Source organism: Cytophagia bacterium CHB2, from assembly GCA_030263535.1.
GTDB lineage: Bacteria > Zhuqueibacterota > Zhuqueibacteria > Zhuqueibacterales > Zhuqueibacteraceae > Coneutiohabitans.
Window position 1 is genome coordinate 1 of the sequence record SZPB01000166.1, and the last position, 13,372, is coordinate 13,372.

Consider the following 13,372-nt stretch of genomic DNA (forward strand, 5'->3'; position numbering starts at 1 on the left):
AAATGAAGCGGGTTTCGCCTAAGAGTTGGCAAAGATAGATATTCGACTAGCGAGAAGCAAGAGGCAATTGGCTCGCAGAAATCCACATCATCACGCCCGCTGGCAGCCGGAATTTTGCCCGCGGCCCGCCGCGCTCAGAGCGCTAGGCTTCCTCTTCATCGTCCTCATCTGGCTCACGCTTAAGATTGCTGAACATGCGGTTCAACATGTCGGAATACGTACGCACTGGCCCGACTTCATCACGGCTGAGCATGGAGTTTTGATGCAAGCCTTCGAGCACGAATTCCATGCCGACCGCAAGCTGTACCGGCGACATGTCACGCGTTCCCGGCAAATACTTGAGCGTCAAATCCTTCAAACCCTCAACACTGTTCAGCGTCTTCACATAGTCCGCATTTGACAACGCGTCGGAAATATCGACTTTACGATCGTGCTTGAACCAGGCCACTACTTTTTGGTAATCATGATTTGTTTTTTTCATCGCCACGTAGGGATCAGGAAAGTAACTCAAGAAAATCTGCTTGAGCGCCTTGCCCATCAAGCCCTTGCTCACATTGGCGACCCCCTCCTGCTCGCCCTCGTAAACTAGCTCAATTTTTCCGGTGACCGCTGACAGCGCCGCGTAGAGATCACAAATCCGCGGCACCAACTCAGAATCGCCCGTCACATAGCTCCGGCGTTCGGCGTTGCTCACCAGATTCTCAAGGAAAGAAATCGTCAAACGCGCGGAAACGCCGCTTTTTTGATCTACAAATTCGCTTTTGCGAGCTTCCACCGCTACCTGCTCGATGCCTTGCCTCAAAAAATACAAAATTTTTACCGGTGCACTTTCACGCTTGATCCAGGCTTCTTGCGCCGTGATTTGCATGCCAATTTCGATCGTGCGGGGGTAATGCGTATGAATCTGCGAGCCGATGCGATCTTTCAGCGGTGTAATAATGTTGCCGCGATTGGTGTAATCCTCCGGATTTGCGGTATACACGATCATAACGTCGAGCGGAATGCGAATCGGGAACCCACGAATTTGAATATCTTTCTCCTGCATCACGTTGAACAGGCCGACCTGAATGCGCGGCTGCAAATCCGGCAACTCATTGATCGCGAAAATGCCGCGATTGGTGCGCGGAATAATGCCGAAGTGGATGATGCCTTCATGCGCATAATGCAACCGTTGGGCCGCGGCTTTGATGGGATCAATATCGCCGATCAAATCCGCAATCGTCACATCCGGCGTCGCCAGCTTTTCGCCGTAACGGCGGTCCCGGCCGATCCATTCGATCTCAGCGTGTTCGCCCGCTTCGTTGATCATCTCGACGCCATACTTCGACACCGGCGTGAAGGGGTTATCGTTGATTTCGCTGCCTTTCAAGATCGGCACATATTCATCGAGCAAATCCGGCAGGGCGCGCAGGATGCGGCTTTTTGCCTGCCCGCGCAAGCCGAGCAGAATGAAGTCGTGGCGCGAGAGAATGGCATTGCACAATTCCGGAATTACGGTTTCGTCATAACCGATGATGCCGGAGAAAATTTTCTCCCTATTACGTAACTTCGTAATCAGGTTTTTGCGGATTTCATCCTTGACGGAGAGAACTTTATATTCCGCGGCGCGAAGCTGGCCGAGGGTACGGAGATCAAGAAGTGATTTGCTTGTCATTTAGCTTTCAGTCGATTAAAGCAAGTTGCGAAACTCTTCAATGCTAATGTCCGCATCACGAAGAATGCCACGCAATGTGCCGGTTGGCAGCGTCTTGCTGGGATGAACAGGGACGGTGATACGCTTTTTATCAGATTCACGCCACATGTGCGAATGACTTCCCTTTTTGTCGTTTCTTCGCGAAACCTGCTCGTTCAAGCGCGTGAATCAGTTCTTGGCAATCAACGCAAGGGAGTTTGTCACTCATGCTGCCACCGGAACCGAGCGACGGGTAATAAATAAAGGTTCGCGCTCAACAGAAATAAGTTCCCCTCCCTCAGACATACTCTCGATATGAAGCTCCATAGCCTCGGCAATGTTAGCACGAGCTTCATCCAAAGTATCCCCAAAGGTGTGACAGCCAGGTAACGCGGGTACAAAAGCGTGAGAACCTTTTTCATCGGGCTCGATAACGGCTGTGAAATTGTAAAGCTTCATGGGTATGCTCATTCAATAATGAATTCCTTAAATAACGGGTTCTTCTGTATAAAATGCCAATCCACGTTGGCTCCTAGCAATTCACTCCAGGCACTTCAACGATCCAGCCAATCCACCATTTAGCGGATTTCTTGACCACGGCAGTGTAATATTTTTTCATAACGTATCTCTGCTTATGATGCTGACGGCTACATTACCACACGTCGAAAGCATATTTTTTACCGCACATGCTTCCGCCGGTTGCGGATATAATCCACAAACACAAACTCTCCCAACGTATTCAACGACGAAAAATACGCGCGTCCGCGATTGGCTTCCGTCATTTTATTGACAAAATCAACCAGCCAGGGATCGTCGGCAATCATGAACGTTGTGATCGTGGTTTTTTCCCGGCGGCACAGCATAGCCTCGTCGAGAGTTTTGTTGACGATCTTGCGATCCAGGCCGTAGGGGTTTTTGTAAATGCGGCCGTATTCGAAAATCGCCGAGGGCTTGCCGTCAGTAATCATGAAAATTTGCTTATTGACGTTGCGTTTGCGCTTCAAAATCGTGCGCGCGAGCTGCAATCCGGCTTTGGTGTTGGTGTGAAACGGCCCGACGTTAATGAACGGAATATCCTCGACCTTGACCTCCATCGCATCATCGCCGAACACGATCACATTCAAACTATCTTTGGGATATTTGGTAAGAATCAACTCGGAGAGCGCCAGCGCAACATTCTTCGCGGGTGTGATGCGATCCTCGCCGTAGAGAATCATGCTATGGCTGATGTCGATCATCAACACCGTCGCACACGTCGTCATATGCTCGGTTTCATAGATCTCGAGATCGTCTTCCGCAATATTGATGTCATCAATACCGGCGCGTTTGAGCGCATTGTTGATGGTGTTGGTAAAATCGAGGTTGCTCGGCGCATCGCCGAAACGATAGCGCTTTGTTTCGGAAAGCCGTTCGATGCCCTCGCCGGATTTGGGAATGCTGTGCTGCCCTCCCATCCGGCTTTTGCGCAGCGACGAAAACACCTGATCGAGTGAATCCTGCCGAATGCGCTTGCCCCCTCGCTTCGTCAGCCGCAGCTCGCGGTTGGTTTCGTCGAGATAGCCCTGTTGTTTCATCCAATCAATAAAATTGCCCAGGCCTTTGCCCGGCTCATCATCAAACAAGCGATGCTTTTGGTCAAGATACGTGAGCCATTGCAGCGCCTGCCCGACATTGCCGTCGCTCTGCAGCAGCAGTTGACTGAACAACTTCATTAAATCATCGAACGTCAAGCGGCTTTTGTTCTGCTCGTCACGCCATTCGGAATAGCGAAAATTCATATCTCCAGCTCGAAGTTATGCTTCTCAGACACCCGCTGTTTTTGGGGTCGGGCAATATGCGAATTTGAAAATGCAAATGCAAGGTTCGGATGATAAAACCCGATTTTTTGTCAGGGCCAACCCGCATATTGTATAATGCTTTTCAGTCGGTTACTCTGCCTTCTCCTCCCAATAGCCGTCCGGATCTTTTTTCTTGCCAAACCAGACCACGGCGTACTGCCCGGCAAGCCCAACGCCGAGACTTCGCCATTCTTCATTTTTCCAAATCGTTTGATTGATGATAACGGCATTGTGTGCCGCGCTGGTTTTCCATCCTTCCAGCGCCTCCTCGGCATTGGCTTCCGCACTCGTCCAATAGCCGATTTCAAAACCGGAGTCTTTATAGTTTGTCAGCTCGGCAGGTTTATCCCACATGCATTTTGCCTGCTTATGGTCGGGCGTATAGCAGCAAGAACTCCAAACACCGTGTTCGGACCAGCTATGCGCGTTACACGGACTTTCAGGCGGGTGGGCATTCAGGTCGTGCACATGCGTCCGCGCGACATACGACAGGGATTTTGACAGCGGTATGGCCGGAAGCTTGTGACTGGCGCGATAAGCATTGATCAAGGCATGCAATTTCCGCTCTGCGAGCGTGGGCTTTGCAAAAGATAATTTCTTATGTTCAGCAGCGAAACCGGCAGATTTGTTGTGTGAAGACGAAAAACTGCCAGCGCATGGTGTAAGCGATTGCCGCTCAAAAATAAACGGGGAAAACACAAGTAACACAATAAAAGCGTAAGGCATTTGCAACCATTTCTGCATCTGATTTCCTCAATGAAACGCAACGTTCCTAAAAGCTTTATTGCTAATGAAGCTATGAATGATTACCGGGGCGTTGGGCCGGAGTCACGAAAAAACGTGTTCGTTGACTCGGCGCGCGCTTCGCGGAGTTTTTGAAAATGATTTTTTGTCAATGAAATCCCGGCAAACGTAAGAATCACGCCAAGCGCATCAAACCAAAGCGGCTGAAACTCGACGGTGCTGCTCAATTCCGTGGTGTAGCCGGGAATTTCCAGTTGCAAAAGCGAGATAGCAATGACCGGCAAACCATTGTGCAGCGCATGGCCGAACAAGCAAGGCCAAAGCGAGCGCGTTTCAACAAACCACCAGCCAAAAAGTACACCGGCAATGGCCGCGCTGATGAATTGCCAGGGATTCAGGTGCAGCAACGCGAACAATAGCGCTGAAAACAGCAGGGCTTGACGCACGGTAAAATTGCCGAGCAACCCACGTAAAATCAGACCACGAAACAGCAACTCCTCCGTCACGGGCGCGACGATGACCAGAGCCAAAACTGATGCCCAAATGCCCTTACTCGGATCAAAAAGGCCTTTCATCAAATCGGCAAGCCATTCTGGTACTGGCAACACGAGGCGTAACAGATTGTCACATTCAGAGAGCAGAATATTCATGCCGATGATGGTCAACATCATCGGCAGCAAAAGAGAACTGTTGATGGGCGTCAATGGAAAAATTTCTCGCCAGGAAGCATTGGCGCGTTTCACGCCCCACAGCAATGTCAACCCAATGGCAACAGTATTGGCTATCGCCAACACCAGCGGCTGTTGCGCCGCGGAAAATTCCAGCGCTGTGCCGATGAATTGAATGGGTACGCTTAACACCGTCAGCAATAAAATGACAATGCCCAGGAGACCGAAGGCCTGCGGGAGATTTGGATAGACTCTGGAACCGGGCGTTGGCGCGTTTAACTCGTTCAAGATGTTTCCTTGCAGTTATGGCTCTTTGGGAAAAGTTTTGGTATTCCCGCGCTCTGTCACTCCTTCACCCAAATTTTCACACTCTGCTTTGGTACGTCTAAATCGATCGCGGAAAGCGGCCGCAATTCACTATCCTGCCGCCCCATCACACCCTTAACATGATCGACTTGCCCGGCGTCAGCCACAAGCCGCCAGCGTGAGTTGACCGGCAATTTTACGTCGTGAAATGTCGCATCTTCAATATCAGTATTGACCAACACCAGCAGCGTTTCACCGATCAGGTAACCGAGCAACATTTCATTTGCCGGTAAAAACCATGAGATGTAATTGTCCGCAGGTTTGGTTGAAAGCCGGCAAACCTGGCCGTATTTGCTATGACGCAAGGCAATCAACCCGCGCCAATAGTGGTACATGTTGCCATAATTATTTTTGATCGCGCCACCATCATCGCCGATTTTTTTGCCTTTTGTCTCCCATTGAAATTCGTTGGCAAGGCGTAGATTGTAACTGTCACGCTTACCGTGCAAGTAGATTGGCCCGCTGCGCGTGTGCTTCACCACTTCCTCAAGCGGCGCGGAAGCTTTACTGCGCATGATTTCGGTGCCGCCGTGCAACACGATCGGGCCGATTGAGGTAAACAGCATCGCGGCTGCGATTTTGAATGGGCCTTCATCAACGCCCTTGCGGCCGTCCCAATCCTCATGCGCAAAACGGTCGGCCATCGCCCAATCATCGTGAATGTCCAGATAATTGATGCCGCTCACGGGCGTGTGCTCGGTTTCAAATGCTGCGGCCACCGCGCGCATCGCGTCGGCGCGCTTGCCGTTGCCGCCGGCATAACCGCGATCAGTCGCTTTGTTCTTAGGCGCGCTCGGCGGGCCGTGAATCGCATTGCGATAATCATCATCAAAATAGGTGATCGGAGCATCGACTTTGTACCAATCCCAATCGGGATTGACTTGAAAATTGGGATCGCTTGAATCAATCCACGGCTCACCGTAAAGAATGATATCCGGTCCCAATTCCTGGCGCAGGGCGAGCAGGGTTTGCTTGTCGGTCAAGCCCGCAAGATCGATGCGAAATCCGTCAACGCCGTATTCGTCCACAAAGAATTTGCATTGCTCGATGATCCAGCGTTGCACCATCGGGCGATCTTCGGATTTGGTTTCATTGCCGAACGCGCCGATGAGTTTGAGGTTGCTGTCGGTGCGATAGTAATATTGCGCATCAAATGCTTTGAAGTTGAACACGTAGTCGCGACTATCGATATTCTCGGCGGTGTGATTGAAGACAAAATCCAGAATTACGGCAATGCCCTTTTTGTGAAACGCTTCGACCATATCACGAAATTGCTGATTCTGGCTGCCGTGTTCCGTGCCCTTGATGCGATAGCGATTTTCTATGGCAAAAAAATTCGAGATGCGATAACCCCATTGATAATTATACTCGTTGATGCCGCGCTCGATCATGTAGGGATCGTTACGAAATGCCTCCTGCCATTCATCATCGGGATAATGCATGAATTCCTGCACCGGCAACAGATGCACTGCATTTATGCCGAGGTCGAGCAGATGATCGAATCCGATTTTTTCTCCGGCAGCATTGCGCAGATCGGGTTCGACCATGCCGGCAAACGTACCCTTTTTGCTTTCTGCAAGCCCGACCAGCGCGGTGGTAAAATCCTGAACATGAACTTCGTAGGCAATCAAATCTGCCATTTTCGGACGGCCGTTGGCGAGGGGCGCGGGCGGCTTTACACGCGGCCAAACGCGGCTGCGGCCTTGCGCATCAACATTCACGCGCGCGTAAGGATCATTCACATGCACCGGGCGCTGTTCATAAAAATAATTGCCGGGATCATTCGGGCCATGAACCGTGAAATCATAATATTTGCCGGCTAAATCGCCGGGCAATGCCGCCTCCCAAACGCCGAGTTCATCCCTCGTCATGTCCTTCGTTTCCTGCGCGGGTGATTCCGGCGTCTCATAAACATAAAGCCTGATCTTGGTAGCACGCGGCGCGAATACGCGGAAAACGGTTTGCTTTTTTGCCGCATCATAGTTTGCGCCCAATTCTTTGGCGGAGTAGAGATGGCGAAAATAGCCGTCGAACGAAGCGACGACTTTCTGGTTCATTTTTAGGACTTCAACGTAATGCACGCGCGCCAAATCGAGCGCCCGAGCGGGATGCAGTTGAAGCTTTTCCGGGCTGATGCGCAATACTGCGGAAATCGGAATCGTGGCGCCGTCGGCTAATGACAGGCGGTAATCAGCGCTCGCAAGTGAGAGTTCAGACGCAGCGCCGGTGATCATAACGCGAATGCAATGCGGATTCACCAGCTCGGCGCGCACCTTTACCGGCTTGAGGGTATGCGCGAAAACCAAATTGCCTCCTTTCTGATTTGGCGCGTCAGCCGGCGGCGAGAGCCACTGGCCGTCATCGACTCTGAACTTGAATTGTTGCCCCGGCGCAATTTTTTCCAGCCGCGGATTCACCAGCATCAACTTCCAAAGCTTGGGATTGTTGTTTTCGCGGTGCAGCGCCCATGCGCTTGCCTCCATGTCTTGACTCCAACCGCGCATTTCGCCGGTTACCTGCACCCGCGTCGGCGCCACGCCGTAAACCTCTTCATCAAAAATAAAAACCGTTTCGTTGCCGTCTATTTTGTAGCCTTGCAGGCGTTCTTCGAAAGAGAAATCCGCCTGCGCGTGCAAATGGGCTGAAATCGCCGAGGCGAAAACAAGATTTCGCCAAATACGTGACGGTCTAATAATCACGACGCCGCTCCTTGGTTCGCTAGAATCTGGATATAACAGACGCAAGAAAAAAATAAGAGATTAGCTTTTCAAAATTAGAATAAAATCTTGAAAGCCTTAGTGGCAATACCATAATTCGTGTGAAACCGCGCAATGCCCAAAATTGTCGCTCAAAAACAAGTTAAAAAAAATTGTATATCAACCAAGCTGATTTTACGTACTGCCGGCGCATCGAATTTGGCCTTGCTTATCTCGCGCAAGCCCTTTAGATTCGTCGGCAAAAACCAAAAAGGCGATGAAAGTAATCAAAGCTCATGGACACCAAAAGACTGGAAAAACTGCAAAAAAGCCTTGCGGCCCACCCCGCAGATGCCTTTACGCGCTATCTGGTGGCGCTGGAATTCGTCAAACTGAATCGGCCCGAAGAGGCGTTGGCGCATTTCCACCAATTGCATTCGGAACATGCCGCGTATGTGCCCACGTACTATCAATACGCGCAGTTGCTGGAATCGCTTGGCCGGAGGGCTGAGGCGATTGCCGTTTATCGTGAGGGCGTGGGCGTCGCGCGCCAGGCCGGAGACGGGCACGCTGCCAGCGAGTTGCAAGCGGCGCTTGATTTGCTTGAGTAATGCCGCGCGCCAATCGCGCGCCCCAAATTTTTTATTGCATCTTGGCGCTTTTAGTCGCACATTTGTTACAGTCATGTGATGGACGCAACATGCGTATCACGAACGTCATTTAACTATTCACGAAAGGAGAAGGATAATGGCGTTAAAAGAAAAGTATCAGGAATTGCTGGATCTGGGGACCAAGCTGCAAGTCAAAAACGGTGATGTTCGGGAAGAAGGCGGTAAACTCCACATCAAAGGCACGACGACCTATCAGTTGGAAAAGAACTTGCTGTGGGATAAAATCAAAACCTATCCCAACTGGGAAAACGAAATCGCCGCGGATATCAAAGTTGAGCGAACGGATATTTTTGGCGTTTATACGGTGAAAGCGGGAGACACATTGTCAAAGCTGTCGAAGCTGCACTTCGGTGATGCGAAGCGCTATATGGAAATTTTCAATCTCAACAAAGATATTTTGACGAACCCGGATCTTATCAAAGTCGGTCAAAAATTGAAGCTTCCGAACAAATAGGTTTGCAAGCTGCGCGCGAAAATTTGATTTTTTGCTCAAAACAAAAAGGCCCGGCAACATTCATTGCCGGGCCTTTTATTATGAAATTCATCTGCAATGCAGTTATGCCCTGCCCGTTCAGGCTACTTTCGCAAGGATTGCAGAAATCCATAAAATGAACACGCAAAACTGATTTGAAAAGCTGCAAAGGCAGCGCCGGAATAGCCGTCATAGCGTTTGGCGCGATCATAAAAATGCTCGCGCACAAGAGGATCGCCATAGTTTTGATATTGTCTATAGGCTTGGTCGGCCTCGTGTTTGAAATAAATGGCTGCAACGCTGGCCGCCAAACTCGCTCCGGCCGCGATGTAACTCAAACGCCGATAGCGCGACCGGCGGCTGCCTCGTCGAATATTCTCCTGCTCCTGCGTCGTGGCGTAGGCCAAATCTTTTTCGAGCACAATTTCATAACGCCGCGGCACCGCTTCGGGTATCAGCGTGGCCGGTGAGCCGCCCACCTCAATGAAACGCGGGCGATAGCCTTCCATCGTGATTTCAACCGGTGCACTTACTCCTTCCGGCAAACGTAAGACGAGCGGCGTTGTGCCTTCCACCCTGCCGTTACGCCAAACCTGTGCTCCGTACGGCGTCGAATTGATAAAATATCCCCGCAAGAATTCGGCAACCAACTCAAGTGTGTCGCCGGCGCTAACGGTTGCTTGTGTGACCCAATCCGCATCGAACCAGCTTTGCGAGTCCTCACGCTTGACGGAAAATTCGTGTTCGCCGGGAGCGATTAAGTGATGCTGCAAAGGCGTCGTTCCGACATGTATGTCGTCGATCAATACCGGCAGTCCCACGTGCCGGCATAAAATCGACACAACCGCGCTATGCGCAGAATCGGGTTTCTCTGCTTGCGCATGGAGATTTGTAGCGACCGGCAAAACTCCCAGACTCAAGACCAGAAGCCGGTGAAACGGCCAATATTTTTTGAGATATATCATTCAACCTCGAAAAGATGATTCGAAATCATTTCTTGAACGCTCAACGCGGCGGCTTTAGTCTCTGAAATTTTCTGACATTTGCCCGCCGTTGGAGCTTGGGCCGAAAATATAAAGATCGCGATCCTCACAGGCGACGATGAGTTGATTATTCCATAAAATGGGATTGGTGCGCACGCGGCCGCGCAGTTCCTGGCGCCACATCAAATCGCCGTCATGCGCGCGCAGGGCATAGAGATGACGATCAAGCGCGCCAAAGAAAACTTTGTCGCCCGCCAGCAAGGGCGCGGTGCCGATCACGCTCAGCGCGCGCGACTCCCACTTCAGCCGGCCGGATTCCGGCACGAAGGCGCGCAAACGGCCATCCGCACAACCGAAGACGACCAGACTGTCATTCACTGCCGGCGAATGAAAAACGCGGCCCTCATTGGCTGTGCGCCAGATTACAGCGCCGTTCAGAAGATCCAAGGCCGCCAATTGATTGCGCGCCGTTCCGACAAAAACTCTTTGACGATGAACGGCCGGCGTCGCGAGGATCGGTTGCTGTAGATCCGTTTCCCAAACTTTTTTGCCAGTCTCCGCACGTAGACCATAGATTTTACCATCGCTCGCCGCAACCACCAGTATGCCTTCACTCAGCACCGGCGAGGCATGCAATTGCCCGGTGGTTTTGAATTGCCAACGCCGCTGCCCGTCTTTGAGATGATAGGCATCAACATGCTGATACAGCGCGGTGATGAACACCACGCTATCGGAAATCAACGGCTCACTGGCAATATCGCCGGCATCGATCCGCCACAACTGCTTGTTGGTAACGATGTCATAATGATAGAGCGTATTTTTTCCAAAACGCAGCGCGATCATGATCGAGTTGGGAGTCGCCGCCAATGTGCCGGCATTGCCCTGCGGCAGTTTTTTCTTGCGCACGATTTCATGATTTTCCAAATCAACCATGTACAAACGGCCGTCAAGCGTGGGCACGAACATCAGCCCTCGGCTGATCACGACATTTTGCGAAACCGCGGACGAAAATTTGAATTTGGCAATTTCAACCAATGGCAGGGCCAACGTCTCCTCCACCGCCGAGGTCCGGCCCGCGTCAAAGCCCATGGCGCGCCAGTCAGCAGAAGAGTTTGACGGCGGTTTCAATTGCAACGGGGCTTTGGAGCAGCCGGCAAACAGAACAAGCAAAGAGGTAAAAAAAAGTGTGTGTATTCTAGGCGTCATTGCAGATTCGATGGTTTGGTCAACTCTGGGTTCGTAGCATGTTTGCGATCGACGCGATTTCAAAAATCCCAGCCGAAGAAAAACTGCTGATAAACCTCACGGTCAAGTTTCAGCCGGTTGGGCGAGAGGCCGCGATCGATCTCGTTCCAATACCAGCGGCGGCCGATATCGTAGCGCAACACGAGAAAACCGCCGACGCGCAAACGTACGCCAAACCCGGTGCTGCCCAGGATGCGGTCGAGTTTTTGATCCCAGGCATTGCCGGCATCCACAAACAACGCTCCGCGAATCGAACTAAAACCGAGGCCGCCAAAGGGAAACGCCACGACAAAACCATCAATGAATGGGAAGCGCAACTCTTGACTCACCAAAAATGTTTTCTGGCCCCAAATACGCCAGCGCGGATACAGCCGCAAATCCCAACTGCCGCCCATGAAAAAGGGATACGCCTCCTTGCCCTGGTTATATTGCGTCTGCAAACGAATCGCATAGGCATTGCGCAATCCCAAACGAAAATATTTGCGATAGTCGGCGAGGATCGTGTAGAAGTTTATGTTCGATTGCCGCACATCGACAGTATAACCCAGCGAAAGATTGAAGCGCTCGCCATCAACCGGGCCGGATGGACCCCACAAAGAATTGTCCTTCACAAAAGACACAAAATTGGAAACCAGCAGCCCCTCAAGTTTATCCGAAAACCCTTCCCAGCGCTTGTCCGATTGGCGAATATTGACGCTTGCCTCAACGCGCTGAAAAACGCTGAGCGGATAACTGATGGCGCCGAATCCACCGTAGCGCCGCTCGAAGAAATAACCTTCCGCGTAGTTGTAATAACGCCCGGCGAAATGATAAACGCCGAAGGCATGATTGGCGCGTTTCGAAAGATCGAAACGGCTGATGGCAAGATTGAAGCTCTCCAGAAACTCGCTGCGGGTTTGCGCATTATTGAAAATCAAAAAATGATACTGCTCGTTGCCGAGCATATCCGACATGGCGAGCTGCGCGCCGCCGGCTGCGCCAAAAATCGGATCTTGCGTGATTTGGCTTTGCGCAATGTCCAGGCTGAAGCGGCGCTTGTAGGAAAATTGCGTCGGCGACATTTCGCCTTCGAGCTTGGTAATCGTCCAGGGTGTGGCGCGCGCGTGCAAGGTATCGACTGCGACGACAGGCGAATCGTCATAAACTTTTTGCACGTTTTCCAATTCACGAATTTGAAAATTGAAGCGTTCGAAAGCGGTAAACAACAAGCTTCCCTTGTCCGTCCATTCCGGGTCGAATGCGCCCGTGGTAAAACTCGTGAGCTTCCGCATCGAGGAGATGCCGTTGATGGCGCGCGGATACGCTGGTTTTGGCGTGACCTTGCCGTTCGCGATCAAACCTTCGACATTTGCGGCCATGGCTACCTGCATATCTTCCCGCGGCGTTTGCAACATCCAAATGTTGAATGCGCCGTCGCGATCCGAAGTCAACGCCAGCGCCTGTCCGTCCGGCGACCAGGCCGGCGCGTAGTCGCGATGCTGGCCAAACGTGGCGTATTCGATCTCATCACTTTCGAGATGATAGAAAAAAATGTTGTAGGCGCCTTGCCGGCCATATTCCGTGCGATCTGAGGAAAACGCCAGCACGTTTCCGTCCGGCGACCAGGCCGGATCGCGATCGTCGTAAAAATCGTTGGTGAGCTTGCGCAGGTTTCCACCGATCAGATCGAGTGTGTAAAGGTCGCGCATGCCGCCAAAATTCGTTGCGGCGAACGCCAAGCGATTTCCGTCCGGCGCCCAACTCGGCGAGCTTATGGTGACGATGTCATTGAATTGATAGCGATTGACGACTTGCTTCTGACTCAGAGAATACACATAAAGTGCATCATGTCCCTTGCTTTTGGAAACGAACGCCAGCAGGCCCCGGCTGTTCGCGTCGAGTTTGCTGCGCAATAAATTGAATGCTTCGAACTCGGAGGTGCGCTCGCCGTCGATCAAAGTTTCAAGAGGGCGCTTTTCCGCGCGCTCGACGCCATATGGGATGCGGTAGATGTTCGAATAGCCCACGCGATTCGACA

The 13,372-nt window shown here is 51.6% G+C and carries 11 protein-coding genes and 2 pseudogenes; 2 read left to right on the forward strand and 11 right to left on the reverse strand.

The genetic code is table 11. The features are described 5' to 3' along the window. Nucleotides 1–142: 142 nt before the first annotated feature. The 8 genes and pseudogenes from FBQ85_16220 to FBQ85_16255 form a co-directional block, all read right to left on the reverse strand. The gene (locus tag FBQ85_16220) at nucleotides 143–1,654 is read right to left on the reverse strand and encodes a magnesium chelatase (GenBank protein ID MDL1876695.1); all 1,512 of its coding nucleotides are present in this window, start codon (nucleotides 1,652–1,654) and stop codon (nucleotides 143–145) included. A 15-nt stretch (nucleotides 1,655–1,669) separates the two neighbouring features. After that, a pseudogene (locus FBQ85_16225) lies at nucleotides 1,670–1,901 on the reverse strand (type II toxin-antitoxin system HicA family toxin). Then, nucleotides 1,898–2,143 (reverse strand): type II toxin-antitoxin system HicB family antitoxin, encoded by a 246-nt coding sequence (locus FBQ85_16230; protein ID MDL1876696.1) that lies wholly within the window; start codon nucleotides 2,141–2,143, stop codon nucleotides 1,898–1,900. Before FBQ85_16230 ends, FBQ85_16225 begins: the two are co-directional and overlap by 4 nt. A gap of 64 nt (nucleotides 2,144–2,207) precedes the next feature. Next, nucleotides 2,208–2,291: pseudogene (locus FBQ85_16235) on the reverse strand (type II toxin-antitoxin system HicB family antitoxin). Between the two features lie 58 nt (nucleotides 2,292–2,349). Beyond that, nucleotides 2,350–3,450 (reverse strand): VWA domain-containing protein, encoded by a 1,101-nt coding sequence (locus FBQ85_16240; protein MDL1876697.1) that lies wholly within the window; start codon nucleotides 3,448–3,450, stop codon nucleotides 2,350–2,352. Between the two features lie 150 nt (nucleotides 3,451–3,600). After that, on the reverse strand, nucleotides 3,601–4,254 hold the full coding sequence (locus FBQ85_16245) for a CAP domain-containing protein (GenBank protein ID MDL1876698.1): 654 nt from the start codon (nucleotides 4,252–4,254) through the stop codon (nucleotides 3,601–3,603). 62 nt (nucleotides 4,255–4,316) lie between these two features. Continuing rightward, on the reverse strand, nucleotides 4,317–5,210 hold the full coding sequence (locus FBQ85_16250; protein MDL1876699.1) for a CPBP family intramembrane metalloprotease: 894 nt from the start codon (nucleotides 5,208–5,210) through the stop codon (nucleotides 4,317–4,319). Nucleotides 5,211–5,266: 56 nt separating this feature from the next. Next, the gene (locus FBQ85_16255; protein MDL1876700.1) at nucleotides 5,267–7,987 is read right to left on the reverse strand and encodes a pullulanase; all 2,721 of its coding nucleotides are present in this window, start codon (nucleotides 7,985–7,987) and stop codon (nucleotides 5,267–5,269) included. A 293-nt stretch (nucleotides 7,988–8,280) separates the two neighbouring features. Between FBQ85_16255 and FBQ85_16260 the strand changes: the two genes are divergently transcribed. Both FBQ85_16260 and FBQ85_16265 read left to right on the forward strand, forming a co-directional pair. Beyond that, complete coding sequence (locus FBQ85_16260; GenBank protein MDL1876701.1) at nucleotides 8,281–8,595, forward strand: hypothetical protein; 315 nt, start codon at nucleotides 8,281–8,283, stop codon at nucleotides 8,593–8,595. Between the two features lie 136 nt (nucleotides 8,596–8,731). Then, the gene (locus FBQ85_16265) at nucleotides 8,732–9,109 is read left to right on the forward strand and encodes a LysM peptidoglycan-binding domain-containing protein (GenBank protein MDL1876702.1); all 378 of its coding nucleotides are present in this window, start codon (nucleotides 8,732–8,734) and stop codon (nucleotides 9,107–9,109) included. 122 nt (nucleotides 9,110–9,231) lie between these two features. Here the strand turns inward: FBQ85_16265 and FBQ85_16270 are convergent, their stop codons facing one another. From FBQ85_16270 to FBQ85_16280, 3 genes are all read right to left on the reverse strand, one after another. Beyond that, nucleotides 9,232–10,092: a PEGA domain-containing protein gene (locus tag FBQ85_16270; protein ID MDL1876703.1), complete on the reverse strand. Its 861-nt coding sequence runs from the start codon at nucleotides 10,090–10,092 to the stop codon at nucleotides 9,232–9,234. Between the two features lie 54 nt (nucleotides 10,093–10,146). Next, nucleotides 10,147–11,316, reverse strand: a complete 1,170-nt coding sequence (locus FBQ85_16275; protein ID MDL1876704.1) for a hypothetical protein — start codon at nucleotides 11,314–11,316, stop codon at nucleotides 10,147–10,149. Nucleotides 11,317–11,375: 59 nt separating this feature from the next. Beyond that, nucleotides 11,376–13,372, reverse strand: a 1,997-nt coding sequence (locus FBQ85_16280) for a hypothetical protein (protein MDL1876705.1), incomplete at its 5' end; no start/stop codon positions are given.

Bases quoted from the DNA above. Each gene is read 5' to 3' on its own strand.
- FBQ85_16245 (MDL1876698.1), bottom strand. From the start codon at position 4,254: ATGCAGAAATGGTTGCAAATGCCTTACGCTTTTATTGTGTTACTTGTG.
- FBQ85_16265 (MDL1876702.1), top strand. From the start codon at position 8,732: ATGGCGTTAAAAGAAAAGTATCAGGAATTGCTGGATCTGGGGACCAAG.
- FBQ85_16240 (MDL1876697.1), bottom strand. From the start codon at position 3,450: ATGAATTTTCGCTATTCCGAATGGCGTGACGAGCAGAACAAAAGCCGC.
- FBQ85_16275 (MDL1876704.1), bottom strand. From the start codon at position 11,316: ATGACGCCTAGAATACACACACTTTTTTTTACCTCTTTGCTTGTTCTG.
- FBQ85_16230 (MDL1876696.1), bottom strand. From the start codon at position 2,143: ATGAGCATACCCATGAAGCTTTACAATTTCACAGCCGTTATCGAGCCC.
- FBQ85_16260 (MDL1876701.1), top strand. From the start codon at position 8,281: ATGGACACCAAAAGACTGGAAAAACTGCAAAAAAGCCTTGCGGCCCAC.
- FBQ85_16220 (MDL1876695.1), bottom strand. From the start codon at position 1,654: ATGACAAGCAAATCACTTCTTGATCTCCGTACCCTCGGCCAGCTTCGC.
- FBQ85_16270 (MDL1876703.1), bottom strand. From the start codon at position 10,092: ATGATATATCTCAAAAAATATTGGCCGTTTCACCGGCTTCTGGTCTTG.